This window comes from Streptomyces sp. NPDC041200 (assembly GCF_055591805.1).
Genome location: NZ_JBVIZF010000016.1, coordinates 116,187 through 141,120 on the forward strand (window position 1 = coordinate 116,187; position 24,934 = coordinate 141,120).

At 72.5% G+C, this 24,934-nt stretch carries 21 protein-coding genes; 10 read left to right on the plus strand and 11 right to left on the minus strand.

Features of this window, described 5'->3' with window-relative positions:
- Window positions 1–16 precede the first annotated feature (16 nt).
- Window positions 17–1,597 (plus strand): beta strand repeat-containing protein, encoded by a 1,581-nt coding sequence (locus ACZ6CL_RS28970; protein WP_468940684.1) that lies wholly within the window; start codon window positions 17–19, stop codon window positions 1,595–1,597.
- 18 nt (window positions 1,598–1,615) lie between these two features.
- Here ACZ6CL_RS28970 and otr(A) read toward each other — a convergent pair whose 3' ends face one another.
- Window positions 1,616–3,526 carry a tetracycline resistance ribosomal protection protein Otr(A) gene (otr(A), locus tag ACZ6CL_RS28975; protein ID WP_468940686.1) on the minus strand — a complete coding sequence of 637 codons (1,911 nt, stop codon included), beginning with the start codon at window positions 3,524–3,526 and terminating at the stop codon, window positions 1,616–1,618.
- A gap of 254 nt (window positions 3,527–3,780) precedes the next feature.
- On the opposite strand from otr(A), the gene ACZ6CL_RS28980 reads away from it, so the two are divergent.
- Window positions 3,781–5,250: a glycoside hydrolase gene (locus tag ACZ6CL_RS28980; protein WP_468940688.1), complete on the plus strand. Its 1,470-nt coding sequence runs from the start codon at window positions 3,781–3,783 to the stop codon at window positions 5,248–5,250.
- Between the two features lie 125 nt (window positions 5,251–5,375).
- Window positions 5,376–6,272, plus strand: coding sequence for an eCIS core domain-containing protein (locus tag ACZ6CL_RS28985; protein WP_468940691.1), 897 nt, complete (start codon window positions 5,376–5,378; stop codon window positions 6,270–6,272).
- 516 nt (window positions 6,273–6,788) lie between these two features.
- On the opposite strand, the gene ACZ6CL_RS28990 is transcribed toward ACZ6CL_RS28985, so the two are convergent.
- On the minus strand, window positions 6,789–7,388 hold the full coding sequence (locus ACZ6CL_RS28990) for a TetR/AcrR family transcriptional regulator (protein ID WP_468940694.1): 600 nt from the start codon (window positions 7,386–7,388) through the stop codon (window positions 6,789–6,791).
- Between the two features lie 128 nt (window positions 7,389–7,516).
- Between ACZ6CL_RS28990 and ACZ6CL_RS28995 the strand changes: the two genes are divergently transcribed.
- On the plus strand, window positions 7,517–8,344 hold the full coding sequence (locus tag ACZ6CL_RS28995; protein ID WP_468940697.1) for an NAD(P)H-binding protein: 828 nt from the start codon (window positions 7,517–7,519) through the stop codon (window positions 8,342–8,344).
- Window positions 8,345–8,534: 190 nt separating this feature from the next.
- Here ACZ6CL_RS28995 and ku read toward each other — a convergent pair whose 3' ends face one another.
- Window positions 8,535–9,503: a non-homologous end joining protein Ku gene (ku, locus tag ACZ6CL_RS29000; RefSeq protein ID WP_468940699.1), complete on the minus strand. Its 969-nt coding sequence runs from the start codon at window positions 9,501–9,503 to the stop codon at window positions 8,535–8,537.
- Window positions 9,504–9,533: 30 nt separating this feature from the next.
- Between ku and ligD the strand changes: the two genes are divergently transcribed.
- Window positions 9,534–10,430, plus strand: a complete 897-nt coding sequence (gene ligD / locus ACZ6CL_RS29005; RefSeq protein ID WP_468940702.1) for a non-homologous end-joining DNA ligase — start codon at window positions 9,534–9,536, stop codon at window positions 10,428–10,430.
- On the plus strand, window positions 10,427–11,347 hold the full coding sequence (locus tag ACZ6CL_RS29010; protein WP_468940705.1) for an ATP-dependent DNA ligase: 921 nt from the start codon (window positions 10,427–10,429) through the stop codon (window positions 11,345–11,347). Before ligD ends, ACZ6CL_RS29010 begins: the two co-directional genes overlap by 4 nt.
- Window positions 11,348–11,391: 44 nt before the next feature.
- On the opposite strand, the gene ACZ6CL_RS29015 is transcribed toward ACZ6CL_RS29010, so the two are convergent.
- The 6 genes from ACZ6CL_RS29015 to ACZ6CL_RS29040 form a co-directional block, all read right to left on the minus strand.
- On the minus strand, window positions 11,392–12,333 hold the full coding sequence (locus tag ACZ6CL_RS29015; protein WP_468940708.1) for a 1-aminocyclopropane-1-carboxylate deaminase/D-cysteine desulfhydrase: 942 nt from the start codon (window positions 12,331–12,333) through the stop codon (window positions 11,392–11,394).
- Window positions 12,334–12,478: 145 nt separating this feature from the next.
- Entirely contained in the window at window positions 12,479–12,952 is a 474-nt protein-coding gene (locus tag ACZ6CL_RS29020; RefSeq protein ID WP_468940711.1) for a thioesterase family protein, read from the minus strand.
- The gene (locus ACZ6CL_RS29025; RefSeq protein ID WP_468940714.1) at window positions 12,949–13,926 is read right to left on the minus strand and encodes a 3-hydroxyacyl-CoA dehydrogenase NAD-binding domain-containing protein; all 978 of its coding nucleotides are present in this window, start codon (window positions 13,924–13,926) and stop codon (window positions 12,949–12,951) included. The genes ACZ6CL_RS29020 and ACZ6CL_RS29025 overlap by 4 nt, the downstream gene beginning before the upstream one ends.
- A 51-nt stretch (window positions 13,927–13,977) precedes the next feature.
- Entirely contained in the window at window positions 13,978–14,871 is an 894-nt protein-coding gene (locus tag ACZ6CL_RS29030; protein WP_468940716.1) for a beta-keto acid cleavage family enzyme, read from the minus strand.
- A gap of 33 nt (window positions 14,872–14,904) precedes the next feature.
- Window positions 14,905–15,798: a TetR/AcrR family transcriptional regulator gene (locus ACZ6CL_RS29035; RefSeq protein ID WP_468940718.1), complete on the minus strand. Its 894-nt coding sequence runs from the start codon at window positions 15,796–15,798 to the stop codon at window positions 14,905–14,907.
- Between the two features lie 149 nt (window positions 15,799–15,947).
- Complete coding sequence (locus tag ACZ6CL_RS29040) at window positions 15,948–16,784, minus strand: class I SAM-dependent methyltransferase (protein ID WP_468940721.1); 837 nt, start codon at window positions 16,782–16,784, stop codon at window positions 15,948–15,950.
- Window positions 16,785–16,904: 120 nt separating this feature from the next.
- Here ACZ6CL_RS29040 and ACZ6CL_RS29045 point away from each other — a divergent pair, with 120 nt between their 5' ends.
- On the plus strand, window positions 16,905–18,473 hold the full coding sequence (locus ACZ6CL_RS29045; RefSeq protein WP_468940723.1) for a serine/threonine-protein kinase: 1,569 nt from the start codon (window positions 16,905–16,907) through the stop codon (window positions 18,471–18,473).
- Between the two features lie 26 nt (window positions 18,474–18,499).
- Here the strand turns inward: ACZ6CL_RS29045 and ACZ6CL_RS29050 are convergent, their stop codons facing one another.
- Entirely contained in the window at window positions 18,500–20,602 is a 2,103-nt protein-coding gene (locus ACZ6CL_RS29050; protein WP_468940725.1) for an AAA family ATPase, read from the minus strand.
- A 290-nt stretch (window positions 20,603–20,892) separates the two neighbouring features.
- Between ACZ6CL_RS29050 and ACZ6CL_RS29055 the strand changes: the two genes are divergently transcribed.
- Genes ACZ6CL_RS29055 through ACZ6CL_RS29065 form a run of 3 tightly spaced genes read left to right on the plus strand, consistent with a single transcriptional unit; the run spans window position 20,893 to window position 24,307 of the window.
- Window positions 20,893–21,537 (plus strand): helix-turn-helix transcriptional regulator, encoded by a 645-nt coding sequence (locus tag ACZ6CL_RS29055; RefSeq protein WP_468940727.1) that lies wholly within the window; start codon window positions 20,893–20,895, stop codon window positions 21,535–21,537.
- Window positions 21,534–22,181, plus strand: a complete 648-nt coding sequence (locus tag ACZ6CL_RS29060; RefSeq protein WP_468940730.1) for a Pvc16 family protein — start codon at window positions 21,534–21,536, stop codon at window positions 22,179–22,181. The genes ACZ6CL_RS29055 and ACZ6CL_RS29060 overlap by 4 nt, the downstream gene beginning before the upstream one ends.
- On the plus strand, window positions 22,178–24,307 hold the full coding sequence (locus ACZ6CL_RS29065) for an ATP-binding protein (protein ID WP_468940732.1): 2,130 nt from the start codon (window positions 22,178–22,180) through the stop codon (window positions 24,305–24,307). Before ACZ6CL_RS29060 ends, ACZ6CL_RS29065 begins: the two co-directional genes overlap by 4 nt.
- Before the next feature lie 40 nt (window positions 24,308–24,347).
- On the opposite strand, the gene ACZ6CL_RS29070 is transcribed toward ACZ6CL_RS29065, so the two are convergent.
- The coding region (locus ACZ6CL_RS29070; protein WP_468940735.1) for an RICIN domain-containing protein at window positions 24,348–24,934 on the minus strand (587 nt) is incomplete at its 5' end.

The following is a 24,934-nucleotide window of genomic DNA, read 5'->3' on the forward strand; positions in this document are numbered from 1 at the left end:
CGGAAGGAGCAGTACGTTGAGCATCCCTCACGCCGCAGGCCAGGAGACAGGTTCCACGGCGCTCGCCACGCCCGCGGCAACGGCGGCGTCCCCTCCGGTGATCAGTTCCGTCAGTCCCGCCTCCGGATCACCCGGAGGCGGGACCGCCGTGACCATCACCGGCAGCAACTTCAACCAGGCGACGGCGGTCCGCTTCGGCACCACCCTCGCCCCGGCCTTCACCGTCGTGTCCGCCACCCAGATCACCGCCACCTCCCCGGCGGGATCCGGGAACGTCCTGGTCACGGTGACGACCCCGGGCGGCACGAGCAACGGGGTGGCGTTCTCCTACGCGTCCACCCCCGCCCCCGTGCTGAGCGGGGCCTCGCCGAACCAGGGCCCGGCCGCCGGGGGCAATACGGTGACGCTGACCGGCAGCGGTCTCGCCGGGGCCACGGCGGTGCGGTTCGGTTCGGTGGTCGCGTCGTTCACCGTGGTCTCGCCGTCGCAGATCACCGCGGTCGCGCCGCCCGGGAGCGCCGGTCCGGTGCAGATCACGGTGACCGGCCCGGGCGGTACGAGCAACGGCGTCACCTATACGTATGTGGCGAGCCCGGTGCTGGGCGGCGTCTCGCCGAACCAGGGCCCGGCCGCCGGGGGCAACACGGTGACGCTGACCGGCAGCGGCTTCACCGGCGCCACGGCCGTCCGCTTCGGCGCGGTGAACGCGTCGTCGTTCACGGTGGTGTCGAACACCCAGATCTCGGCGGTCGTCCCGCCGGGCAGCGCCGGTCCGGTGCAGATCACGGTGACCGGCCCGGGCGGTACGAGCAACGGCGTCACCTATACGTACGCGGCCGGTCCGGTGCTGAGCGCGGTCTCGCCGGGCCAGGGCCCGGTCGGCGGCGGCAATACGGTGACGCTGACCGGCAGCGGCTTCACCGGCGCCACGGCCGTGCACTTCGGCTCCGTGCCCGCGGTGTCGTTCACGGTGGTCTCGGCCACCCAGATCACGGCGGTGGCCCCGCCGGGGACCGCCGGTCCGGTGCAGATCACGGTGACCGGTCCGGGCGGTGTGAGCAACGGCGTCACCTACTTCTACGTCGGCGTCCCCACCCTCAGCGACATCACCCCCGCCTCCGGACCGGCCTCCGGCGGCACGGCCGTCACCCTGACGGGGACGAACCTGCTGGGCGCGACGGCCGTCACCTTCGGCGGCGTCCCCGCCACGTCCTTCACGGTCGTCTCCGCCATCCAGATCACCGCGGTGGCGCCGCCGGGGGCCGCCGGGGCGGTGCAGGTGACGGTGACCACGCCCGGCGGCACCAGCAACGGCGTCACCTATGTCTACGCCGCCGTCCCCGTCCTCACCAGCGCGGTCCCCGGTCAGGGCCCGCTGGGCGGCGGCAACACGGTCACCCTGTTCGGCAGCGGCCTGACCACGGCGAGCGCGGTCCACTTCGGTTCCACGCTCGCCGCGTTCACGGTCGTGTCGGACAGCTGGGTGACGGCGACCGCCCCGGCTGGGTCGGCCGGGGCGGTCAACGTCACCGTGACGACCGTAGGCGGCACGAGCAACGCCGTGACGTACGCCCGTGTCGCCGGGCCCGGCATCTAGGTGTGCCGGGACAGCACATCAGGGCCCTGACCGGACAATCGCGTCGCCGGGCAGCGGCCGGTCGCCGGAGGGGCGGGAGAGCCACACCCCCTCGCCCCGCGACAGGCCCGGCAGCGCGTGCTCGAACTCGTGCACCGACCGCACCGGGATCTCCCCGGTGAGCAGCCACCCCGACCCACCGCCCGCGCTCTCCGCGATGTCCGCCCCGACCGCGGCGAGCCGGGCGGTGACGGGTGCCAGCACATCGGCCGGAATCTCCAGCTCGAAGGCGTGATACGGCTCGTACACCCGCCACCCCGCCCGCTCCAGGGCCTCCCACAGCACCCCCGGGGTGACGCCCCGGAAGTCGGCGGCGGTGCTGATCGGGGCGTCGAACCCCGAGCGGATCAGGGTGACCCGGCAGTCCGTGACCGCGCGCCCGCGCGGGCCCTGCCGCAGCGCGTCGTACACGGTCTGCTCGATCGCGGTGTGGAACGCCCGCGGCAGGGCGCCCAGTTCGGTCTCGTAGCCGAACCCGGCCCCGGACCCGGTCGCGGCGGGCTCGACGCGCAGCCCGACCGTCGCCCACGGCCCCGTATGGCCGCGCCGCGCCATCTCGTAGCACGCCTCGCCGACCCCCAGCGGCCGCTCCACCAGGACCGGGCGGCTCGGCTCGAAGTCGGCCTCGATGCCGTAGTCCCGCGCGAGCGTCGCCGCGATGATCTGCTTCTGCACCTCCCCGTACAGCAGCACCGACGTGGCGCCGCCGGGCATCGCCCGGGCGTGGATCAGCGGATCCTGGTCGGCGAGGGCGAGCAGCGCGGTGTGCAGCCGGGTGGCGGCCGCGGGGCCGGGTTCGCGGGCGCGCACGAGGGTGTGGAGGGTGGGCGCGGCGAAGTGCGGCTGGCTGTCGTCGTTTGTGAAATCCCCCAGCCGGTCGCCGACGCGGACCTCGGGCAGCCCCTTGATCCGCGCGATCTCCCCGGCGGTCAGCGCCCGCGCCCTGGCCCGGCCCACCACCTCCAGCGCGGTGATCTGCCCGCTGTGCCGGGCGCCGGGCCGGTGCAGGGTGAGGTGCTGCCGTACGGTCAGCTCGCCGGAGAACAGCCGCAGATACGCGGTCTTCGTGGCGGAGCCCGCCGTCCGCTCGACGGCGAAGACGGTTCCCCGGGGTGCCGCTGTATCGCCCTGGTCGGCCGGGGCGGGCGGGACGTACCGTACGACGCCCTCGACGAGGGCCGCGACGCCCTCCCCGCTCAGCGCCGAACCGCAGTACACCGGGTGCGCCCGCCCCTCCGCCGTCCCCGAGGCCAGCGCCGCGCGCACCTCGGCGGGGGAGGGGAGCGGGCCGTCCACGAGCCGGGCGAGCAGCGCGTCGTCGGTCTCGGCCAGCGCCTCGGCGATCTCGGTGCGTACGCCGACGTCGTCGAGCGACCGCGGCCGGGAGCGCGCGGTCCGGGTGCCCAGGTCCGCTACGTCCGTCATGGCCACGATGTGCGGCGCCAGCAGCCGCCGGATGTCCGCCAGCAGCTCCGGGTGCCGGGCGCCCGCCCGGTCGATCTTGTTGACGAAGAGCAGCACCGGCAGCCGCAGCCGCCGCAGCGTCTTCATCAGCACCCGGGTCTGCGCCTGCACGCCCTCGACGGCGGACAGCACGAGCACGGCCCCGTCCAGTACGCCGAGCGCCCGCTCGACCTCGGCGATGAAGTCGGAGTGGCCGGGGGTGTCGATCAGATTGACCTGGGTGTTGCCCGCGCGGAAGGACGCGACAGCCGACCGTACGGTGATGCCGCGCTCCCGCTCGATGGCGCCGGTGTCGGTCTGGGTGTCCCCGGCGTCGACGCTGCCGAGGCGGTCGATGACGCCCGCGTCGAACAGCAGCCGCTCGGTGAGGCTGGTCTTACCGGCGTCGACATGGGCGAGTACGCCGATGTTGATGGTCTGGTGCATGCGTGGTGATGTCCTCGAAGACGGTCGTCCGGTGGGGGCGCTGAGTCGTTCCGAGGAATCGGCGCATCGCATGCTCCTGTCGTGGCGGCGGTGTCGGCGGAATGTCGCGGACATCCTGAGTGCGGCGGGGGGCCGGGAGCAACCGATTTACGCGCGGTCTACCCCCTGGCAGAAAGCGCTGTCACACCTCTCGACAACTCCCCCTCCGCGCCCGACGCTTCACACCACGGGGGCCCAAGCGGCAGAAGGGACACATGGTGCGACGAAGAACGCTCCTCACCGCAGCAAGCGCTACCCTGCTCGGCAGCGCACTGACCACCGGCACGGCCCACGCCGACGAAGCGGTGACCGTCGACCCGGGCACCGATTACGGCGGCTGGGAGGGCTGGGGCACCTCGCTCGCCTGGTGGGCCAACCTCTTCGGACAGCGGGACGACTTCGCCGACGTCTTCTTCACCACCAAGAACACCGCGTACGGCGGTACCACCCTCCCCGGGCTCGGCCTGAACATCGCCCGCTACAACGTCGGCGGCTGCGCCTGGACCAGCGTGGGCGGCCAGTCCATGGCCGTCTCGCCCAACATCCCGCGCTTCAAGCAGATCGAGGGCTTCTGGCACGACTGGTCCAGCGAGGACCCGGCCTCCGCCGCCTGGCGCTGGACCGCCGACGCGCCCCAGCGCGCGGCGCTCACCAAGGCCGTCCAGCGCGGTGCCGTCACCGAACTCTTCTCCAACGCGCCCATGTGGTGGATGTGCCTCAACCACAACCCCTCCGGCGCGGCGGACGGCGGCAACAACCTCCAGTCCTGGAACTACCGGCAGTTCGCCGTCTACCTCGCCACCACCGCCCGTTACGCCCAGGACCACTGGGGCGTCCGGTTCGCCACCGTCGAGCCGTTCAACGAACCCTCCTCCACCTGGTGGAAAGCGGACGGCACACAGGAGGGCTGCCACATGGACGCGGGCGTGCAGCGCACCGTCCTCGGCCACCTCCGCACCGAGCTGGACCGCCGGGGCCTTACCGCCGCCCGCATCTCGGCCTCCGACGAGACCAGCTACGACCTGGCCCGCACCACCTGGGGCTCCTTCGACGCGCCCACCCGCGCCCTCGTCGACCAGGTCAATGTGCACGGCTACCAGGGCTCCGGCGGCCGCCGCGACCTGCTGTACGCGGACGTGCGCGCCGCGGGCAAGAAGCTGTGGAACTCCGAGACCGGCGACAAGGACGGCACCGGCCTCTCCCTCGCCACCAACCTCTGCCTGGACTTCCGCTGGCTGCACCCCACCGCGTGGTGCTATTGGCAGGTCATGGACCCCAGCGCGGGCTGGGCGCTCATCCACTACGACCCGAACACCGCGCAGCCGGGTGCCGTCCAGACCAAGTACTACGTCCTGGCCCAGTTCACCCGGCACATCCGCCCCGGTATGCGCATCCTGGCCACCGGCTCGGACCACGCGGTCGCGGCGTACGACCCGGGCGCCCGCCGCCTCGTGCTCGTCGCCGTCAACCCCGGCGCCGCGCAGACCCTCACCTTCGACCTGTCGCGGTTCGGCCGGGTCAGCGGCGGTACGGGCGGGCTCGTACCGCGCTGGTCGACGCAGACGGCGGGCGGCGGCGACCTGTACGCGGCGCGCCGGGACACCGTGCTGGACGGCAAGCGGCTGAGCGTGCCGTTCGCCGCGCAGTCGGTGCAGACGTTCCAGATCGACGGCGTAACGGAGTAGCGGCGCGTGGTGGGTGCCGCTGCCCCATAGGGCCGCGGGTCTGCCCCCGCGCCTCTGGGAAGGCGCCCACCATTCTGCGAGCGTGAGGCGGGTTGGCTTGCCTTTGATCGCCCGGAGGAAGACCTATGGGACTGGCCCGTGACGAGAACACCATGAAGGGTGAAGGGCGAGCCCCTCGGCGGCCGCGAGTGACGGCCGCCTCCGCCGGAACGGCCGTGCAGCGGATGCTCGCTCAGCAGAGCCAGGCCGGGAACCAGGCAGTGGTCGAGATGCTGCGGCGGGCCGGGCACCCGGGCGCGCGGGACCAGCACCAGCACGGTGCCGGATGCGGGCACCAGGCGCAGGAACCCCCGGTTCAGCGTTCCTCGGACGGCGCCACCGTCGCGCGCGCCGAAGAGGAGGACGGGCACGTCCACGACGGGGTACGGGACACCAGTCCGCAAGGGCAGAGCGCCCTCGTGGCCGCCGCGATGAACTCGTCGGGCGAGTCGCTGCCCTCGTCGGTCGTGGCCAAGGCCGGGGCGTTCTACCAGAACGACCAGCTCTCCTCCACCCGCCTCCACCGCGACGCGGTGGCCCAGCGTGCCACGGCGGCGATGGGCGCCGAGGCCATGACCATCGGCAACCACATCTTCCTCTCCGCCGGGACCGCCGACGAGAAGCTGATCGGCCACGAGCTGAGCCACGTCGACAAGAACCTCAAGGGCGTACCCGAGACCGGCCACAGCAACGGCGCCGGAGTCACCGTCACCAACCCGCGGCAGGGCTCCGAGCAGACAGCCGAGCAGGACGGCCACGCCTACGCCGCGGGCCAGGCGACCGCCCCCTCCGTCACCGCCCAGCGCGCGGTGGCGAACGGCTCACACGGCACGGTCCAGCGGATGGCGGGGCGGGTCGCTCTGGCGGATGAAGCTCCGGAGCTGAGCGGCGAAGATCACGTCAAGGGGCTGGACGAGGACAGCGAACAGGAAGTCATTCTCAAGCGCGGTGTGACGCCCACGCAGCGGATACATATGCAGTAAGAGATCATTCGCGGCTCTTTCGTCGGCCTCCCGAAGATGCTCCAGGAACCTGACGAGCACGCTACAAGGCCCGATGAAGACGACGTCACAGGATATGTGAATCAAAATCGCGAAAGGGAGGGGACCGCAAGTCTGATCGAATTTTCTACGGACGGCAAAATAGCCGAACAGTTCGCGTCTGAATCCAAGTTCGGATACATCCTTACGATCAAGATCAAGAAAAAATACCTGGCCAAGGGTGCTAAGGGCTCCGAGAGTGGCTGGATCACGAAGCAGGGCACGCCCTATGAGATCGCCTGTGTTGAGCAAAAGAACACGATCGACGGCAATGTCACCCTGCTGGCCGAGGAGGAGCTGCGCGAAGCGGTCAATAAGGAGGAAATGGCCGAGTATCTGCTCGAGGCCGCCAAATCAATCGCGGCCCATATGCAGAAATTCCAGGGGGCGGACAGGCTGGCGGAGGCCAAGGAAATCGCCGAATACAAGAGCAAGGTGTTCAAGAATGAGGCGCGGCGCTCACGTCGCCAGGTGGCGGACCACCCTCCGCACCTGCTCCGCGTAATGCTCACGGAACTCCGGCGACTCCGGGTCGGTGTCGAAGAACTGGCGCACGGCGTGCGGCAGCGCGATCGGCGCCGTCACCAGGCTGACGTACAGCAGCATCGCCATGGCGGGGTCGATGTCCTCCGCGATCTCGCCTTCCGCCTGGCGGCGCCGCAGGTCGGACAGGTCTTCCGGGTCCCCCTCCGGAGCGGCGTCGTCGAGGCCGCACCAGGCGTTGAACCGGGTCGCCCGCGGGTCGGCGAACGCCTCCCGGAGATAGCGGATCACCAGCTCGTCCAGCGGGATCGCGGGGTCGTTGAAGCTCTCCTCGCGCTTCAGCCACTCGCGGCCCAGTTCCCGGTACAGCCCTTCCTTGCCACCGAAGTGGTACGCGATCAGCTGCTTGTTGACGCCCGCCCGGTCCGCGATGTCCTGCACCCGGGCGCCCGCGAACCCCTTCTGAGCGAACTCGTCCCGGGCCGCCTCCAGCAGCAGCCGCCGGGAGCGCTCCGGGTACAGCTTGCGCTCCTCGGGCGCGGGGGCGCGGCGGGGCCTCTTCGGCGTCCCCTCCATGTCGTCAACTCCTCCGTGCTCGACCGCACCAGACTACCGTCCTTCCTCACCCATCTATGTGTTTGACAACTTCATCTGACTGGATGAACCTGGAGCTGACCGCACAGGACAGTCAGGGGAGATTCGTCATGATCGTGGTAACCGGAGCCACCGGAAACGTCGGCGCGCACGTGGTGAAGGAGCTGGTCGACGCGGGCGCGGACGTCCGCGCCCTCACCCGCGACCCCCGCACCGCGCGCTTCCCCGACGGCGTCGAGGCGGCCAGCACCGAGGACATGCCGCTGGAGGGCGCCTCCGCGCTGTTCCTCAACCCGGCCGTGGTGTGGCAGCTGGGCGCCGACAAGCTGCTGGAACGGGCCAAGGAAAGCGGGCTGCGGCGCATCGTGATGCTCTCCTCGTCCTCCGTCCTCGATGACGTCGACCCGCAGGCCAACCCGATCGGCGCCCTCCACCGCGGCCTGGAGGAGCAGGTCCGGCAGTCGGGCCTGGAGTGGACCCATATCCGGCCGGGCGCCTTCGCCGCGAACGCCCTGGGCTGGGCGGACCAGATCAAGGCCGGGGACGTGGTGTACGGCGCGCACGCCGGAGCGCACATGGCCCCCATCCACGAGGCCGACATGGGCGCCGTCGCCGCCCGCGCCCTCCTCACCGACGACCTGCTCGGCCAGACGCCCGAGCTGACCGGCCCGGAGTCGCTGACCTTCGCCGACCAGGTGCGCGTCATCGGCGAGGTCATCGGCCGGCCGCTGCGGTACGAGGAGATCCCGGCCGAGGTGGCACGCGAGAAGATGGTCGGCGGCTTCATGACGCCGGAGGTCGCGGACTCGCTGCTGCGGGTCTTCGAGGGGACCGTGGACCGGCCGCAGACGATCTCCCCCGAGGTGGAGCGCATCACGGGCCGCCCGGCGCGTTCGTTCGCGTCGTGGGTCGCGGACCACGCGGGCGCCTTCAGCTGATCGCTGGCGCCCCTGCCCCCTCCCGCCGGTGGCCCGGGCCCCGGTCCGGCTCCGGTTGGCCCGGTGTGGGGGCGCCCTCGCTTCCTGCCGGTGATCCCGGTTTCGGTGGGCACGAGCCGCCCGCCGGGCCGCACCCGGCGGCGAAGCCCGACCGGGCAGGCGCCGTTGTGGTTCGCCCAGCGTCAGGCGTTCACGCGCCGCGCTTGCCGGGATGCTTCTTGGGGGTCGCCTTCTTCGCTGCCGCGGCCTTCTTGGCGGTCGTCTTCTTCGCCGTCTTCTTCTCGGCCGTCTTCCTCGCGGTGGTCTTCTTCGCCGCGGTCTTCTTGGCGGGTGTCCGGTCGCTCAGCTCGGTGACCGTGGCCTTCTCCTCGGCCGGCTCGCCGCGGGCCTCCTTCGCGCTGCGGACGCTGTCCTTCAGGGCGGCCATCAGGTCCACCACCTGGGCGCCGGTGGGCCGCTCGCCCGGTTCGGCGGTGGGGGTGGCGCCGGAGACCTTCGCGGCCACCAGGGCCTCCAGGGCCTCGTGGTACTCGTCGTGCAGCTCGCTCAGGTTCACCTCGCCGAGCGTGGCCATGAGGGTGTCGGCGAGGTCCAGCTCGGCCGGTTTCACCGTGACCTTCTCCTTGGGCGCCACGCCCGCCGGTTCACGGACCTCGTCCGGCCACAGCAGCCGGTGCATGGCGATGGCGTCGCCGACGACGCGCAGCATCCCGAGCCGCTCGCGCCCGCGGTGGGCGTACTTCGTGATGGCGACCTTCTCGCTGCGCTTGAGGGCCTCGCGGAGGAGGGCGTACGGCTTGGCGGCGGCCGTACCGTTGGCGCCGAGGTAGTAGGCGTCGCCCATCTGCAGTGGATCGATGTCCGAGGCGTTCACGAACGCCTCGATCTCCAGGGCGCGGGTGGTCGGCAGGGGGAGGGCGGCCAGGTCCTCGTCGGTGATCGGGATCAGGGCACCGTCGGCATCCTCGTACGCCTTGCCGATCTCCTCCGAGTCGACCTGCTTGTCCTCCAGCTCGCAGACCTTGCGGTAACGGATGCGGCCGCCGTCGGAGGTGTGGATCTGCCGGAAGGACACCGAGTGGTCCTCGGTCGCCGGATACATCTTGATCGGGATGCTCACCAGTCCGAACGAAATGTTCCCATTCCAGATAGATCGCATGCTTGATCCCTTTCGTGAGATTCTTATCGTATGTCCCCGATCACGGAGGTGGAGGGGCGACGGATCGCGCTCAGGAACCTCGACAAGGTCATCCATCCGGCCACCGGCACCACCAAGGGCGAGCTGCTGCACTATCTGGCGTCCGCGGCGGACGCCCTGCTGGGCCATCTGCGGGGGCGGCCGCTCGCGTTCCTGCGGTATCCGGACGGCCCGGACGGCCAGCTGTTCTTCACCAAGAATCCGCCGCCCGGCACCCCCTCCTGGGTGACGACCGCCGAGGTCAGCCGCCATGAGGGGGAGACCGCGCGGCAGGTGCTGGTGCAGGACCTGGCCTCGCTGATGTGGGCGGCGAACCTGGTGGTGGAGTTCCACGCGCCCATGTGGCGGATCGACGAGGGGGCGGGCCTCGCCGACCGGCTGGTGTTCGACCTCGACCCCGGCCCGCCCGCCACGATCGTGGACTGCTGCGCCGTCGCCGTATGGCTGCGGGAGCGGCTGCGTACGGACGGGCTGGCCGCGTACGCCAAGACCAGCGGGTCCAAGGGGCTGCATCTGCTGACCCCGCTGGAACCGGCCCCGTCCCGGCAGGTCACCCACTACGCCCGGCGGCTCGCGGCGGAGGCCGCCGCCGCGCTGCCGGGGCTGGCGATCCAGAAGATGACGCGCTCGCTGCGGCCCGGGAAGGTGTTCGTCGACTTCAGCCAGAACGCCGCCGCGAAGACCACCGCCGCGCCCTATACGCCCCGGGCCCGCCGGGAGCCGACCGTCTCCACGCCCGTGACCTGGGACGAGGTGGAGGCGTGCGACGACCCCGCGCGGCTGGTCTTCCGGATCGACGACCTGCCCGAACGTCTCGACCGCCACGGCGACCTGCTCGCCCCGCTCCTCGATCCGGGGCGGGCCCACCCGCTGCCCGCCCTCTCATGACCGTGCTGCTGCCACCCGTGCCGGTGGCGCTGGCCCGGCCCATCCAGACCCTGCCGGTCGCCGCGCCGGGACGGCGCCTGGCGTACGAGCCGAAGTTCGACGGCCACCGGCTGCTGATCTTCCGGCTGGCGGACGAGGTGCAGATGCAGGCCCGCTCCGGACGCATCGTGACCCGCGCGTTCCCGGACCTCGCGGCCGCCGCGCGACGGCTCCCGGTGGGCACGGTGCTCGACGGGGAGGTGGTGGTGTGGGTCGGCGGCCGCACCGACTTCGCCGCCGTCCAGAAGCGCGCCACCGCCGCGAGCGAGGCCCGCGCGGAGCGGATGGCCCGCCAACTGCCCGCCTCCTACGCCGCGTTCGACCTCCTCGCGAGCGGTACGGACGACCTGCGCCCCCAGCCGTACGAGCGGCGACGCGCGCTGTTGACGACGCTCCTCGAACCGCACGGCCCGCCCCTCCAGGCCGTCCCGATGACCATGGACCCGGAGCTGGCCGCCACCTGGTACGAGGCGTTCCCGGCCATCGGCGTCGAGGGGCTGGTCATCAAGAGCCCCGACCAGCCGTACCGGTCCGGGCGGCACTGGCGGAAACTGCGGCACTCGGAGACCCGGGACGCCATGGTCGTCGGCGTCGTCGGCCCCCGCCTCCGCCCCCGCGCGCTGGCGCTGGTGCTCCCGGGTGACGACACCCCGGTCGTCTCCGGCCCGCTCTCCCCGGCGGTCCGGGCCCAGCTCACCACGGCTCTGCGGGAGCTTCCCCCCGAGCCCGCGCCCGCCGACCCGCCCACGGCGATCGACACGGTCGGGGCGTGGATCACCTACCAGCCGATCGCGCCGGAGCTGACGGTGGAGGTGCGCCAGGAGAGCACGGTCCGCCACGCGGCGGTGGCGGTCATCCGGCTGAGATCCCAGGAATGACCGCGCGCCTGTCGGGTCCCGTACCCCGACTCACGTGCGGGGCACTACCCGGCGTCCGCGGGGTCCGGCGGGCCGGTGACCACGGCCGTCACCCGGCTGCCCCGGGGCAGCGCACCGGCCTCGGCCAGGCCGTAGACGCCCCACAGCATCTTCGCCACGTACCGCCGCTCCACCCGCACCCCGTGCCGCTCCTCGAACCCGGCCGCGAACGCCTCCAGCTCGGCCGGGACCCGTCCGTATCCGCCGCCGTGCCAGCGGTGCTCGATGTGCCAGTTGGGGAAGGTCCGTCCCCAGCCGCTGCCGTGCAGCGCCGTCACCTCGTCCTCCAGGTAACCCTCCGCCCCCTTCAGCACGGCGAACCCGACCGCCCGCGCGCCCTCCGGCAGAGCGGCGGCGATACCGGAGAGGGTGCCGCCGGTGCCGACGGCGCAGCACACGATGTCGCGCGGACCCAGGTCGGGCAGTTCCGTGACGAGCCGGGCGCTCCCGCGCGCGGCGAGCACGTTCGTACCGCCCTCCGGCAGGACGTAAGCCCGCCCCCACCGCGCCTCCAGCTCACGCAGCGTCCGCGGGTCGTCGAGGGAGCGCAGGGTGCGGCGGTAGCCGGACCGGTCGAGGAAGGACAGCTCCATGCCGTACGACTCGGCGAGGGTGAGCGACCAGTTGCGCGGGGCGTCGGCGAGTTCGTCGCCCCGGATGATCCCCACCGTGGACAACCCCCACGCCGCCCCGGCCGCGGCGACGGCGCGGATGTGGTGGGAGTAGGCCCCGCCGAAGGTGAGCAGCCGGGTGTGGCCCTGCTCGGCGGCGGCGCGCAGATTGGGGGTGAGCTTGCGCCACTTGTTGCCGGGGACGGTGGGGTGGATGAGATCGTCCCGCTTCAGCCGCGACTCCAGCCCCCGGCTGGCGAACCACTCGTCGTGCAGGTCCTGCACGGGCGACGGCGCCCGGTGCAACGGGTCGGCGGGGTCTATCGGGGGCTTCACCCGTCCATTCTGACCGCTGCCTCGCTTGGCCGTGGAATGCCGTGGAACGCCGTGGTCGCTGCGAGCGCGGCGCGCTCCGGACGCGTCGAGGGGGTCACCGGGCCGCGAACGGCCGGTGACCCCCTCGTCTCTGCGTGCGCCGCGCCTAGGCGGCCGTGGGGACGGCGCCTATGGAGCGGCCCGCCCAGTCGGGCGCCTTCTCGACCAGGGAGGTGAGCCGCTCGCGGATCTCCTCGGGGAACGGTGCCGAGCCGCCCGCCTTCTGGTCGATGTGGAGGGCGAGGAGTTCGGTGGTGGCCACCGGATCGCCGCCCTCCGGGTCGCCCACGTACATCTCGTGGGAGAACCGCACCTTCTTCTCGTCCACACCCAGCACCCGGGTGCGGATGGTCAGCTCGGCGCCTTCCTCGACTTCGTGGAGATAGCGGAGGTGCGTCTCGACGGTGTAGAGGGAGCAGCCGGTCTTCACCCGGTATCCGGAGTCGAGACCGGTCTCGACCATCATCTCGTCCGTGCTGTGTCCGAAAACGAGGACGTAGAACGCCTCGCTCATATGACCGTTGTAGTCGATCCATTCCGGTCGGACGGTCTGGTGGTAGTGGGGGAGCTGGTCGCTCACTTGTCGCCTCCCTCGTTGCGCTGCTCGGGCAACCGGCCGGTCGCCCGCAGGACGTTGATCACGCCCTGGTCCCTTTCCGCGACGAGCTGGGCGATACTCCGCCCGCCCGCCGCCTCGTCACATCCGTCGACCATGGCCGTACGCAACGAGTCGTCCAGCTCAGGGGCTTCGAGACGCGTCCATGGCGATTTCAGTGACGGTCCGAAGTGATCGAGCATATGCCCCATGCCGCCCTCGCCTCCCGCGAGGGCGAACGTCAGGCACGGGCCCATGAAGGCCCAGCGCAGGCCGGGTCCTTCGGTGATCGAGTCGTCGATCTCCCGCACGGTGGCCTCACCGCTGGCCACCATGTGCAGGGCCTCGCGCCACAGCGCCTCCTGGAGGCGGTTGGCGATGAAGCCGGGCAGTTCGCGGTCCATGGTGATGACGGACTTGGCGGCCGCCTTGTAGAAGGCGGAGGCCCATTCCACGGCGGCCGGGTCGGTCTTCTCGCCGCCGACGACCTCGACCAGGGGGATCAGGTACGGCGGGTTGAACGGGTGGCCGACGAGGAGGCGGCCGGGGTCGGTGGCCTCGGTCTGCATGTCGGTCATCGGGTAGCCGGAGGTGGAGGACGCGATGACGACGCCCGCCGGGGCGGCCGTGTCCAGCTGGGCCAGCAGGCTCCGCTTCAGCTCCAGCTTCTCGGGGGCGCTCTCCTGGACGAACTCCGCCTCGGCGACGGCCTCTTCGAGGGTCGGGGCGAGGGTGAGCCGGTCCGGTGAGGCGCCCTCGGCCAGGCCGATCTGCTCCAGGGCGGGCCAGGCGGCGTCGACGAGGCGGCGCAGCTTGGTCTCGGCGTCCGGCGCCGGGTCCCAGGCGGTGACGTCGTAGCCGCGGGCGAGGAAGTGGGCGACCCAGCCGCCGCCGATGACGCCCGCGCCGATACAGGCGACGCGGCGGACACGGTCGGGTGCGCAGGGGGGTGAGGGCATGGGGGTCCTAGGGGAGGAGGGGCCTGAGGCGTCAGAGGGGGGGAGAGGGCGTTACGAGCGGGGCTTGAGGCCGAGGCGCTGGCGGGCCTCGTCCGGCGTGGCGACGGTGGCGCCCAGCAGCTCGGTGATCTGGACGGCGCGCTCGACCAGCTGGCCGTTGGTGGCCTTGACGCCCCGGCTGAGGTAGAGGTTGTCCTCGAGCCCGACCCGCACGTTGCCGCCGAGCAGGATGGACTGGGCGACCCACGGCATCTGCATGCGGCCCAGCGCGAAGCTGGCCCACTGCGCGCCCTCGGGCAGGATGTCGACCATCGCCTTGAGGACGCCCGGCTCGGCGGGGGCGCCCCACGGGATGCCCATGCACAGCTGGAAGACGGTCGGGTCGTCCAGCAGCCCTTCGGCCAGCAGCTGCTTGGCGAACCACAGCTGCCCGGTGTCGAAGATCTCCAGCTCGGGGCGGACGCCCAGCTCCTGGATGCGCGCCGCGCCGGTGCGCAGCATGTCGGGGGTGGAGACGTAGAGGTTGCTGCCGTCGCCGAAGTTGAGCGAGCCGCAGTCCAGGGTGCAGATGTCGGGCAGCAGGTCCTCGACGTGCGGGAGCCGGTCCAGGCCGCTGACCAGGTCGGTGCCGGGGAGGTGGGTCAGCGGTGCCTCGGGGTCGATGACGAGGTCGCCGCCCATGCCCGCGGTGAGGTTGATGACGACGTCGGTCCCGGTCTCCTTCACCCGCTCCACGACCTCGCGGTAGAGCCGCGGATCGCGGGAGGGGGCGCCGGTCTCGGGGTCGCGCACGTGGATGTGGACCACGGCCGCCCCGGCCTCCGCGGCCTCGACCGCGGAACGGGCTATCTGCTCGGGGGTGACGGGGACGTGGGGGCTGCGGCCCACGGTGTCACCGGCCCCGGTGAGGGCGCAGGTGATGATGACGCTGTCGTTCATGGGCATGGCGTTTCTCCGTCTTCTGCGACTGCTCCGTAGCTACGGGAACGGGGATGAACGGGTTTCGTCGGGACGGTGAGGGGGCTGTGCGAACAGCTCCGCGTCGAGGTGCGCGAGGCAGGCGGCGCGCATGTGCTCCGCGCTCGTACCGCCCTCGCCGGGCGCGGTGGCCACCACCTGGGTGGCGAATCCGTCGATCAGCGCGGTGAGCCGCAGCGCGCTGAACTCGGGGTCGACGTCGCGGAAGACGCCCTGGGTAATGCCGCGGCGGATCACCTCGGCGATCGTCCGCCGCCACTCCCGGTAGAACTCGGCGTGCAGCCGCCCGATGGCGGTCGAGCGCGCGGCCTCGGACCACAGGTCCATCCACACCAGCCACTGGTCGCGCTGCTGGGTGCTGTCCGGCACCTGGAGGTCGATGAGCTGGCGCAACTCCTCCAGGGCGTCGTCGGCCTCGGCGAGGCGGGTGGCACGGCGCACGGTGTCCTCGTCCATGCACCACCGCACGGCGGCTTCCAGTAATTCGGCGCGGCCGGGGAAGTGGTAGTGGATGGCGGCGGTGCTGGTGTCGCAGGCGGCGGCGATGTCGGCGACGCGTACGGAGTGGAAGCCGTGCTCGGCGATGAGCCGGACCGTCTCCCGGACGATCTGGAGGGGCCGCCCGCCCTCGGGGGGAGAGGTGCGGGCGGCCGGTTCAGGGGTGTCGGCGGCGGGTTCGCCGGGGCCGGTGGTGCCGAGCAGCCACCCGGCGTCGACGCGGCCCGCGTCGGCGATCCGGGCCAGTTCGGCCACGGTGAAACGGCGGGTGCCGCCGAGCGAGCGGGACAGCTTGGAGGGGTCCATCACCACGCGCCGCGCGAACTCCCGCTGGCTGCAGCCCGCTTCGTCGATCACCTGACGGACACGTGCCGCGACGTCGAACTTTTGCCGCATGGCCGACACCGTACGGAGGTGTTGAGATAAGCGCAACGAACGCCAGTGGGGAATGACCCCTTATGGGCTACTACGCACGGGAATTTCATCCGGGTGATGCGCGATGGACTGACTCGGTGATCAGTAGAGATCGGTAGGAATCCAGCCACTCAGCCGAAGCGTGCGATCGCGGTCATCGTGGGCCGCAGATTCCGTACGCCGGGAAGCCGCCGCAGCACCGGCACCAACGCCCCGTGGTACAGCCCCCGCCCGCGCGGCGGCGGCAGCTCCCGCACCTCGGAGATCCGCGGGTGGGCGGTACGGACCTTCGCCAGCTCACCCGCGTCCATGCCCCACGGCATGGGCGGCGGCCGGTACCCCCGCGCGGTGCGCAGCTCGCCGCGCAGCGTGCGCGCGCTGAACCAGCGCGGCACCGCGTCGAAGACCAGCGCCCCGCCCGGAAACCCCTCCGCGCACCCGGCGATCACGTCCCGTACCTCGGTGGGCCGCAGATACATCAGCAGCCCCTGCGCGGTGATCAGCACCCCGCGCGAGGTGTCGACCTCCTCGCGCCACGACAGGTCGAGCGCCGACCGGGCGAGGGTGCGCCGCCGCTCGCCGTCCGGCAGCAGGGCGCGCCGCACGGCGGCGGTCTCCGGCAGCTCGACGCACAGCCAGCGGGCCCGTCCGTTGTCCACCCGCCAGTACTGGGTCTCCAGCCCCTCGGCGAGCGCGACGACGGTGCCGTCCGGGTGGGTGGCGAGGAAGTCCCGTACGGCGTCGTCGAAGGTACGGACCCGCAGCGCGTGCCCCTGCGCGAGCAGCGGGCTCGGCGGGCCGAAGGTCTCCTCGAAGGGGTAGTCGACGCGGTCGGCCAGCTCGACGGCCTTGGGGTCCGCCAGCACCGGACGCGGTCCGCGCGCCTCGTACGCGCGCATGTACAGGTTCCACAGCAGGGTCTCGGGGACCCCGCTCAGCTCGACGCGCCACCCGTTGTCGTCCGCCATGCCGTCCATTGAACACCTGCCGCATGCGCTCCGCCCGGCCTGTCCTGGCGTCCGGCTATGCTCGCCCGCATCGTTCCCCGCGCGATGGCGGGGGCCGGGGGAGAGAGCAGGGGAGACCGAGTGAGATCCGCCGGAGAAGGACGGCTGATCGCCGAACGCTATCTGCTCCTGGACCGGCTCGGCCGGGGCGGTATGGGCACGGTCTGGCGTGCCCGGGACCGGGTGCTGGAGCGCGAGGTCGCCGTCAAGGAGTTGCATGTCATCAGCGATGGCGACGAGCACGACAGGCGGCTGCGCAGGGCGGTGCGGGAGGCTCGTACGATCGCCCGGGTGCACCACCCGCATGTGGTCGGCGTCCACGATCTGATCGAGTACGAGGGCCGGTTGTGGATCACGATGGAGCTGGTCGACGGCCCCTCCCTCGACCGCCACCTCGCGGCCACCGGGCCCCTGTCGCCGCCCCGCACCGCCGCCCTCGGCCTCCAGCTGCTGAGCGCCCTGGAGGCCGTGCACGCCGTCGGGGCGCTGCACCGCGACATCAAGCCCGCCAACATCCTGCTGCGCCCGGACGGCAGCGCCGTCCTCACCGACTTCGGCATCGCCGCCCTGGAGGGCGACGATTCGCTGACCTCGGCCGGTGAACTCCTCGGCTCCATCGGCTACATGGCGCCCGAGCGGCTGACCGCCGACGAGGTCGGCCCGCCGTCCGACCTGTGGGCGCTGGGCGCGACCCTGTCCGCCCTCGCCTCCGGGGTGGCGCCGTTCCACCGCACCACCCAGGCCGCCGCGCTGCACGCCGTCACCTTCGCGGACCCGAACATCCCGGACCGGGTCGGCCCGCTGCGCCCCGTCGTCGAGGCCCTGCTGGACAAGTCCCCGGAGCGGCGCCCCTCGGCGGACGCCGTGCGCGACGCGCTGCGGCGGGTCGCGGACGGCGCCGCGCCCGGCGCGGGTGTTCTGACGCCCGCCGCGAGCGCCCCGGTGTCCTCCGGGGAGGCCCACCCCGCGACGGTATGGGTGCCCCAGTCCCAGCCGGACACGGCGACGATGACGGGCATACGCACCCCGGGCGCCGCGCCGACCCTCGTCGGCGCGGAGCCGACCATGGTGGACGGCGCGGCCGCCCCACCGCCCCGGCGTCGCACGGTGAAGTGGTGGTGGCCGGTTGCGGCGGGGGCCGTGTCCGCCCTGGTCACCGGCGTCTTCCTGGTCGTGACGGGCGCGCCCCCGTTCGGCGGGGACGACGCCCCGGCGGCCGCCCGGACCCCCACCCCGGCCGCTCCCGTCACCACGACGACGAAGGCGAGCGTCCAGGCGGCCGAGGGCTGGCAGCGCGCGACCCGGACCCCGATCCGTCGCGGCGACACGGTGACGGTGCGCTACGCCACCGGCGTCTGGACGGTGGACTCCAACCTGCTGTCCGGGGCCGGGCCGTCCGGCCACAGCACCGCCGAGGACGAATCGCTGCGGGGCGCCTGGGGCTGCAAGGTCGACTCCGCCGCCCCCTTCGGCGCCCTCCTGGGCCGCTTCTCCGGCAACCCCAAGACGCGGCCGAGCCGTCGCGTCGAGCGCGAGTGGAGCTTCCGGGCCGCCCGCGCGGGCACCCTGGAGCTGCGCATCAACGACGGCGACACCTGCCTGGACGACAACCAGGGCACCCTGGGGGTGAGCGTGCTGGTCACCCGCTGAGTGGCCATGCGCTGAGGAAAGATGCCCTAGCGGTGCCAGAGCAGTTCGCAGACCCGGGCGAGGCCGCGGGTGAGGTGGCGGCGGTACGTACTGAACGGCACGCCGAGCCGTATCGCCGCGGCCTCCTGGGTCGGGGCGCCTTCGAAGAACGTCATGGCGACCGCCCGGTGGAGCTTTTCGCCCAGCCGGTCCGCGCGCAGTTTCCCGGCCGCCTCCGCCAGGACGTCCCGCAGCTCCTCGACGGGGTCGGCCGCGTCGGCGGCCACCAGCCCGGTGCGCAGGAGGGGGCTGGCCGCCAGCGCGTCGGGCCGGTGCCAGGAGCGCAGCGCGCTCCGTACGGCCGCGTCGAACTCGGCCCGGGGCAGCGGCTCCCGGACGCCCGCCGGGGCCTCGGCGGCAGGTGGCGCGGGCGCGTCGCCGGGGGCGGGGTCCAGCCGCATCGTCTGCTGGAGGAAGGCGTCGGGTGACACCTTTCGGTGGTCGTGGCCGAAGAGCCCGTAGAGCCGGCCGCCGACCCGGACCAGGGGCGGCGCGTCCAAATTGGCCACGAATGAGGACCGCTGGTACGTCTCGAAGTCGTCCATCACCACGAGCGCCCAGGTCAGCCCCTCACCGGTGAGGACCTCGGCCATGATCCGCGCGCTCATGAGGTCCCCGGCGGGGGAGGGATTGGGGTCGGCGCGCACCGTGAACCGGGCGATTCCCAGGTGCTCTCCGGCCCCCGGCGGGGCCGTCCGGCGCGCATGCGCCCAGGCCGCCGCGACGACGGGATCGGCGTCCTGGTCTGCCGCCGTGGCCTCGGTGAGCCGCAGCCAGGACATGAAGCCGACCGTCTCGCCGGTGACCGCGCGCCGGTAGACGTGGAAGGACCCGGGCTGCCGGTCGAGCCAGTGGCGGACGATGGCCACGTTCTCCTCGGGGCCTTCCTTGGCGGCCAGTTCCAGCACGGCGTCGCGGTCGCCGGGCCGCAGGGCGTCCTCGTACACCTCGTGCGGCCGGGCGCTGCCGAACCAGTTGCTGCCGAAGCCGTCGCGCTGGAGGTAGAGCACCGCGGCCGACAGACCGCGCAGGGCCGGGCCCGCCACGGAGCCGGAACCGTCAGTGGGGCCGGAGCCATCGCGGGCCCGCCGCACCTGCGCGACGAGATGGCTGAGGATCCGGCCGTGCATCTCCCGGTAGCGCCGCGGGTCACGCCAGCGCAGATCGGCGTCCAGGGTCTCGCGCACCACATCGTGCGGGAAGATCCCGCAGGGCCCGGCCTCGATGAACGGCAGCCCGCGCAGCCAGGCGAACAGGGCTCCCGCGTCGGCCTCGGGCAGGTCCCCCGCGTCGGCCTCGGGCAGAGTGGCCCGCAGCAACTCCTCGGTGGTCATGTGCGCGTGGGCGCAGATCTCCAGGGCGTGCCGGTGGGCCGCCGAGGGCACCTCGCCGACCAGCCGGGACACCAGCGTGCCGATCACGTCCTGGGCCGGTGACCAGGCACCTCCGCCGTCGTTCTCGTCGTCGCCGCCACGGGCCACCTCGGCGGCCAGCGACAGGGCCAGGGGATTGCCGCCCGCGAAGGAGAGGACACCGGACTGCCGCTCCGGCGGCACCCCGCGCGCCGAGAGCAGGGCGACGGCCTCGTCCCGGGGCAGCTCCGGCAGGCTGACGACCCGCAGGATCCCGGCCCAGCCGGGGTCGGTCCGCCAGTGGTCCGAGGGCGGCTGCCGTCCGGCGAGGACCACCACCGAGCCCAGTGGCAGCCGGGGCAGGAAGCGGTCCCGTAACCAGCCCTCGAGCGACCGGTATTCCTCGAACGTGTCCACCAGCAGCACCGGCCGGTCGGCGGTGAACACCCCGGCCGCGTCCGCCTCGAACGCCGAGGGGCTGCATTCGCCGTCGCGCCCGTCCAGCTCGACCACCGTCAGCCCGGTGGCATGTCCCTCGTCGGCGAAGCGCCGCAGCAGCGACGACTTGCCGATACCGCCGGGGCCGGTGAGGAAGAGCACAGTGAACGCGTCCGCGGGGCCGTCGAGCGCGGAGCGGAATCGGGCCAATTCGCGGTCGCGCCCGACGAAGGCACGCTGCCGTGCCGCGCGTAAGTGCTCACCCAGGCTTCCGGGTGAGTTGCTGTCACGGTGAGTCATGACCCTCCCTGGCCGACGTGCTCCAGCGCACTCCGAACACTTGCCCGGGTGAGGAGAGTAGCGGCGCTTCATGGGTCGCCGCCCCAGGTGCTCATCCTGTGGTGAGCACCAAGTGAGCAATAAACCGGGCACTTTTCAGGACACTTTTCTGGGCACAATTTCGCCCGCGTCGCGGCCGGGGGTGACCAATATGAAAGTGGTAGAAAGGATTCCGCCCGTGCGGCTGTTATCGGGAGCTGTCGTACCATCGGGGCGGCAGGGGAGGAAAAGTGCGCGGAACTTTCCAATCGGTGATCGCGAAACCCGAGAAAAAGATTCCGGTCGTGGTGCACGCGCCGGATCCGATCTCACGGGAAGGAGCGATCAGCCAGCTGCGGCAGCACCCGGAAGTCGACCTCGTCGACGAGGTGGCCGCGAACGGCGACGGCGTGGCCGTGCTGCTCGCCGAGTCCCCCGATCAGGCCCTCCTCTCCCAGCTGCGCAGGCTCGTCCGGAGCGAGGGGCTGCACCCCGTGCTGGTGGTGAGCCTGATCCGGGAGGCGGAGCTGCTGGACGTCATCGAATGCGGCGTCGGCGCCATCGTCTGGCGGCACGAGGCCACCGGCGGGCGGCTGCTCCGGGCCGTGACCGCGGCCTTTCACGGCGACGGTGACCTGCCCTCCGACCTGCTGGGGCGGCTGATCAGCCAGGTCGGAAGCTTACGACCGGGCACCTCGGGCCACCCCGCCGCCCAGCCCCCCTCCGGCCTCGCCCCGCGCGAGATCGACGTCCTGCGGCTGGTCGCGGACGGAATGGGGACTGGGGAAATTGCTAGTAAGTTGTCCTATTCGGAACGGACCGTCAAGAACATCATGCAAGGTCTGACCACCCGACTGGATCTGCGCAATCGCGCACACGCCGTGGCCTATGCTCTGCGCGAGGGGTACATCTCGTGATTCACGAAGTCGACGCACTGCTGCGGACGCTGCTGCGGGGCGGCGCACTAGCCGGAAGTGATATCGAGATCGCCTTCGACGCGCCGACCAAGGAATGGTCGGCCCGGCGCAACGCCCCGGCCCTGGACTGTTATCTGTACGACATCCGGGAGGACGTCAAACGGCGCGAACGCGGCGCGGCCGCCGTCCGCGACGGACAGGGGATCGTGGTGCGCCGCCGCCGTCCGCCGCGCTGGTTCCGGCTCTCGTACCTGCTCACCGCGTGGACGAAGCGGCCCGAGGACGAACACCGGCTGCTGTCCGCCGCGCTGGCCACGCTGATGCCCCAGGAGCTGCTGCCACCGAGCATTCTGCCGGGGCCGCTCGCGGAACTGGGCCTGAGCGTGCCGCTCACGGTCGCCGGGGTGCAGACCGAGGCCCGGTCGCTGGCCGAGATCTGGTCCGCGCTCGGCGGCACGCTCAAGCCCTCGATCGATCTCGTGGTCACCGTGCCGTTCCCGGCCTACCCCGACTACGACGCCGGGCCGCCCGTCACCGAGGGCACGCTGGTGCGCGCCCGCGAGATCGACGGCGCCGAGGACGGCGAGCGGATGACCCAGCCGCGCCACCTCGACGCGACGACCACGGGAGCACGCGGCCGGTGACCGACAGCGCCACGCCGCCGTACGAGACCCCGTCCGACGACCCGGCGGGCGCGCTGCTCGCCCGGCTCGCCCGGCTGCGGGAGCGGACCGCCGCCCTGGTCGAGCGGCGCAGCGCGGGCGACCCCACCGCGGCCGACCCGCTGCGCGGCCTCTACCTGTCCGACGACGCCGTACGCCACCATCTGCTGCGGTCCGCCAGCGGGCCGGAAAACGGCGCCGCACCGGCGGGCCCCGTCGACGGATATGGCGACGGCTCCGGTGACGAGGCGCCGCTCGACGGCGACCGGCTGCACCGGCTCGCCCTCCGCCTCGGCCTCACTGAGCTGGACACCGCCGCCCTGCTCATCGCCCTCGCCCCCGACCTCGACCGGGGATTCGAGCCGCTGTACGGGTACCTCAACGACGACGTCAGCCGTCGGCGCGCCACGGTGGGGCTGGTGCTCGACGTCTGCGGTCTGCCCGCGGCCCATCCCACGGCCCGGGCCCGTTTCCATCCCACGGCGCCGCTGGCCGAACTCGGCCTGCTGGTCGTCGAGGAGCCAGAGCGCCCCTTCCTCAGCCGCTCGTTGCGCGTCCCGGACCGGCTGATCGCCCATCTGCTGGGCGACGAGACCCCGGCCCCCGCGCTCGACGGACACCTCCGCTCCGCAGACGCGTCAGCGGCCCACGAGGGCGGCGGTGAAGACGACGGCGGGCCGCTCGCCCAGCGGCTCGCCGAACACCTCGGCACGGCACCCCTCACCGTCTACCTGCGCGAACAGCGGGAGGGCGACGGGGTGTCGTGCGCCACCACCGCGCTGCGGGCCGCCGGATACGGCGCGTTGCACTACACCCCGGGGCCCGCCGGGCACGCGGGCGCCGGGGAAGGGCCGGACGACCACGCCGCCGAGCGGGATCGCGCCACCCCCCAGGGCCCGGTGCGGGAGCTGCTGCGCGAGGCGCGGCTGCGCGGCTGCGGCATCGTCGTGTCCGAACTGCCCGACCGGCCGGGCCCGCTGATCCAGGCGCTGTCCGTACCCGACGTACCGGTGCTGTTCATCGGGGCGCGGCCGTACGACCCGCAGTGGTGCGACCGCGATCCGCTGCTGCTGGAGGTGGACCGGCTGCCCTCGGGCGGCGTGGACGCCTGGTCGGCCGCGCTCGGCCTCGGCGGGAGGGACGACCCCGGGTTCGACCTGGCGGTGACCGTCGCCCCGTACCGGCTCGGCGGTGAGCGCATCCGCCGGGCCGCCCGGTCCGCGCGGAAGCTGGCCGCCTTCGAGGGCACCCCGCTGACCCCGGACCATCTGCGGCGCGCGGCGCGTCAGCACTCCGCCTCCGGTCTTGAGAACCACGCCCGCCGCATCCGGCCCGATGTCGGCTGGGACGATCTGGTGCTGCCCGCCGAGCCGCTGGGCCAGCTGCACGAGCTGTCGCTGCGCGCCCGCTACCGCGAACGGGTGCTGGGCGACTGGCGGCTGAGCGCGGGCGGCGGACGGGGCCGTGGCGTCCTGGCGCTGTTCGCCGGGGAGTCCGGCACCGGCAAGACGATGTCCGCCGAGGTGGTCGCCGCCGACCTGGGCCTGGATCTGTACGTCGTCCAGCTGTCCTCGGTCGTCGACAAGTACGTCGGCGAGACCGAGAAGAACCTGGAGCGCATCTTCACCGAGGCCGACCGCACCGACGCGGTCCTGCTCTTCGACGAGGCGGACGCGGTCTTCGGCAAGCGCTCCGAGGTCAACGACTCCCACGACCGCTACGCCAACCTGGAGAGCGCCTACCTCCTCCAGCGGCTGGAGGCGTTCGACGGCATCGCCCTGCTCACCACCAACCTGCGGGCCAATATCGACGACGCCTTCACCCGGCGGCTGGACACGGTGGTCGACTTCCCGTTCCCCGACCCCGGGCAGCGGCTCGCCCTGTGGCGGCACAGCCTGGCCCATGTGCCGTGCGAGGACGGCATCGACCCGGGCCCGTGCGCCCGCGACTTCGAGCTGGCGGGCGGCTCCATCCGCAGCGCGGTGGTGACCGCGGCGTACGCGGCGGCGGGCCGTGGCGAGCCCGTGACCAGCGCCGATCTGCTGGCCGGGGCGCGGCGGGAGTACCGGAAGGCGGGCCGCCTGGTGCTGGACGACATCAGATGGTGAGCGGCCCCCCATCCTTCGGCGGCGTACCCTTCGGCGGGGCTCAGCCCTGGGGCGCCGCGTCCGGCTTGACGATGAACCACGTCTGGTCGTCGTCGTCCGAGCAGTCGAAGAGGGTGAGGTTGGTGCCGTCCGCCCTGTCCTCGCCCTTGGAGGCGTAGCCCGCGACGTCAAGGCAGAGCTGGTTGCTGGCGTAGTTGCGGATCCAGTGGAGCCCGTTGGTGTTCGGCCGCTTGTCCACCCACCACAGCTGGTTGTCGTCCATCTTGCGGGTGCAGGGCGCCTCCGTGATCGGCGCGGTGGCGGGGGCCGCGCCCGTCTCGGGCAGGTCCAGGCAGAGTCCGTCCATGGTGTTGCGGATCTGGACCAGGTTGGCGCTGTTCGGTCCCTTGCCCGCGAACACCGTCTCCAGATCCCACAGCTGCCCGCTGTTGCCGCCGTCGCAGGGGAACTGGGCGGCTCTGCCCCCCGCCTTGCCGCCCTCCTCCTTCGGGGCGGCGCACTTCTGCGTGGTCCCGTTGCGCAGCAGGACCTTGGCGAACGGGTCGACCGGCTTCGGCTTGGGCTTGTCGCCCCCGCCGCCGCCCCCGGCGCCGTTCCCGTCTCCGTCCCCGCCCGCGCCGGGTTGCT

Excerpts from the sequence above, each read along its gene's own strand:
- ACZ6CL_RS29050 (WP_468940725.1), bottom strand. The coding sequence starts at position 20,602 with ATGACTCACCGTGACAGCAACTCACCCGGAAGCCTGGGTGAGCACTTA.
- ku (WP_468940699.1), bottom strand. The coding sequence starts at position 9,503 with ATGCGATCTATCTGGAATGGGAACATTTCGTTCGGACTGGTGAGCATC.
- ACZ6CL_RS29030 (WP_468940716.1), bottom strand. The coding sequence starts at position 14,871 with ATGCCCATGAACGACAGCGTCATCATCACCTGCGCCCTCACCGGGGCC.
- ACZ6CL_RS29025 (WP_468940714.1), bottom strand. The coding sequence starts at position 13,926 with ATGCCCTCACCCCCCTGCGCACCCGACCGTGTCCGCCGCGTCGCCTGT.
- ACZ6CL_RS28995 (WP_468940697.1), top strand. The coding sequence starts at position 7,517 with ATGATCGTGGTAACCGGAGCCACCGGAAACGTCGGCGCGCACGTGGTG.
- ACZ6CL_RS29035 (WP_468940718.1), bottom strand. The coding sequence starts at position 15,798 with ATGCGGCAAAAGTTCGACGTCGCGGCACGTGTCCGTCAGGTGATCGAC.
- ligD (WP_468940702.1), top strand. The coding sequence starts at position 9,534 with ATGTCCCCGATCACGGAGGTGGAGGGGCGACGGATCGCGCTCAGGAAC.
- ACZ6CL_RS28990 (WP_468940694.1), bottom strand. The coding sequence starts at position 7,388 with ATGGAGGGGACGCCGAAGAGGCCCCGCCGCGCCCCCGCGCCCGAGGAG.
- ACZ6CL_RS28980 (WP_468940688.1), top strand. The coding sequence starts at position 3,781 with ATGGTGCGACGAAGAACGCTCCTCACCGCAGCAAGCGCTACCCTGCTC.
- ACZ6CL_RS29040 (WP_468940721.1), bottom strand. The coding sequence starts at position 16,784 with ATGGCGGACGACAACGGGTGGCGCGTCGAGCTGAGCGGGGTCCCCGAG.
- ACZ6CL_RS28985 (WP_468940691.1), top strand. The coding sequence starts at position 5,376 with ATGGGACTGGCCCGTGACGAGAACACCATGAAGGGTGAAGGGCGAGCC.
- ACZ6CL_RS29010 (WP_468940705.1), top strand. The coding sequence starts at position 10,427 with ATGACCGTGCTGCTGCCACCCGTGCCGGTGGCGCTGGCCCGGCCCATC.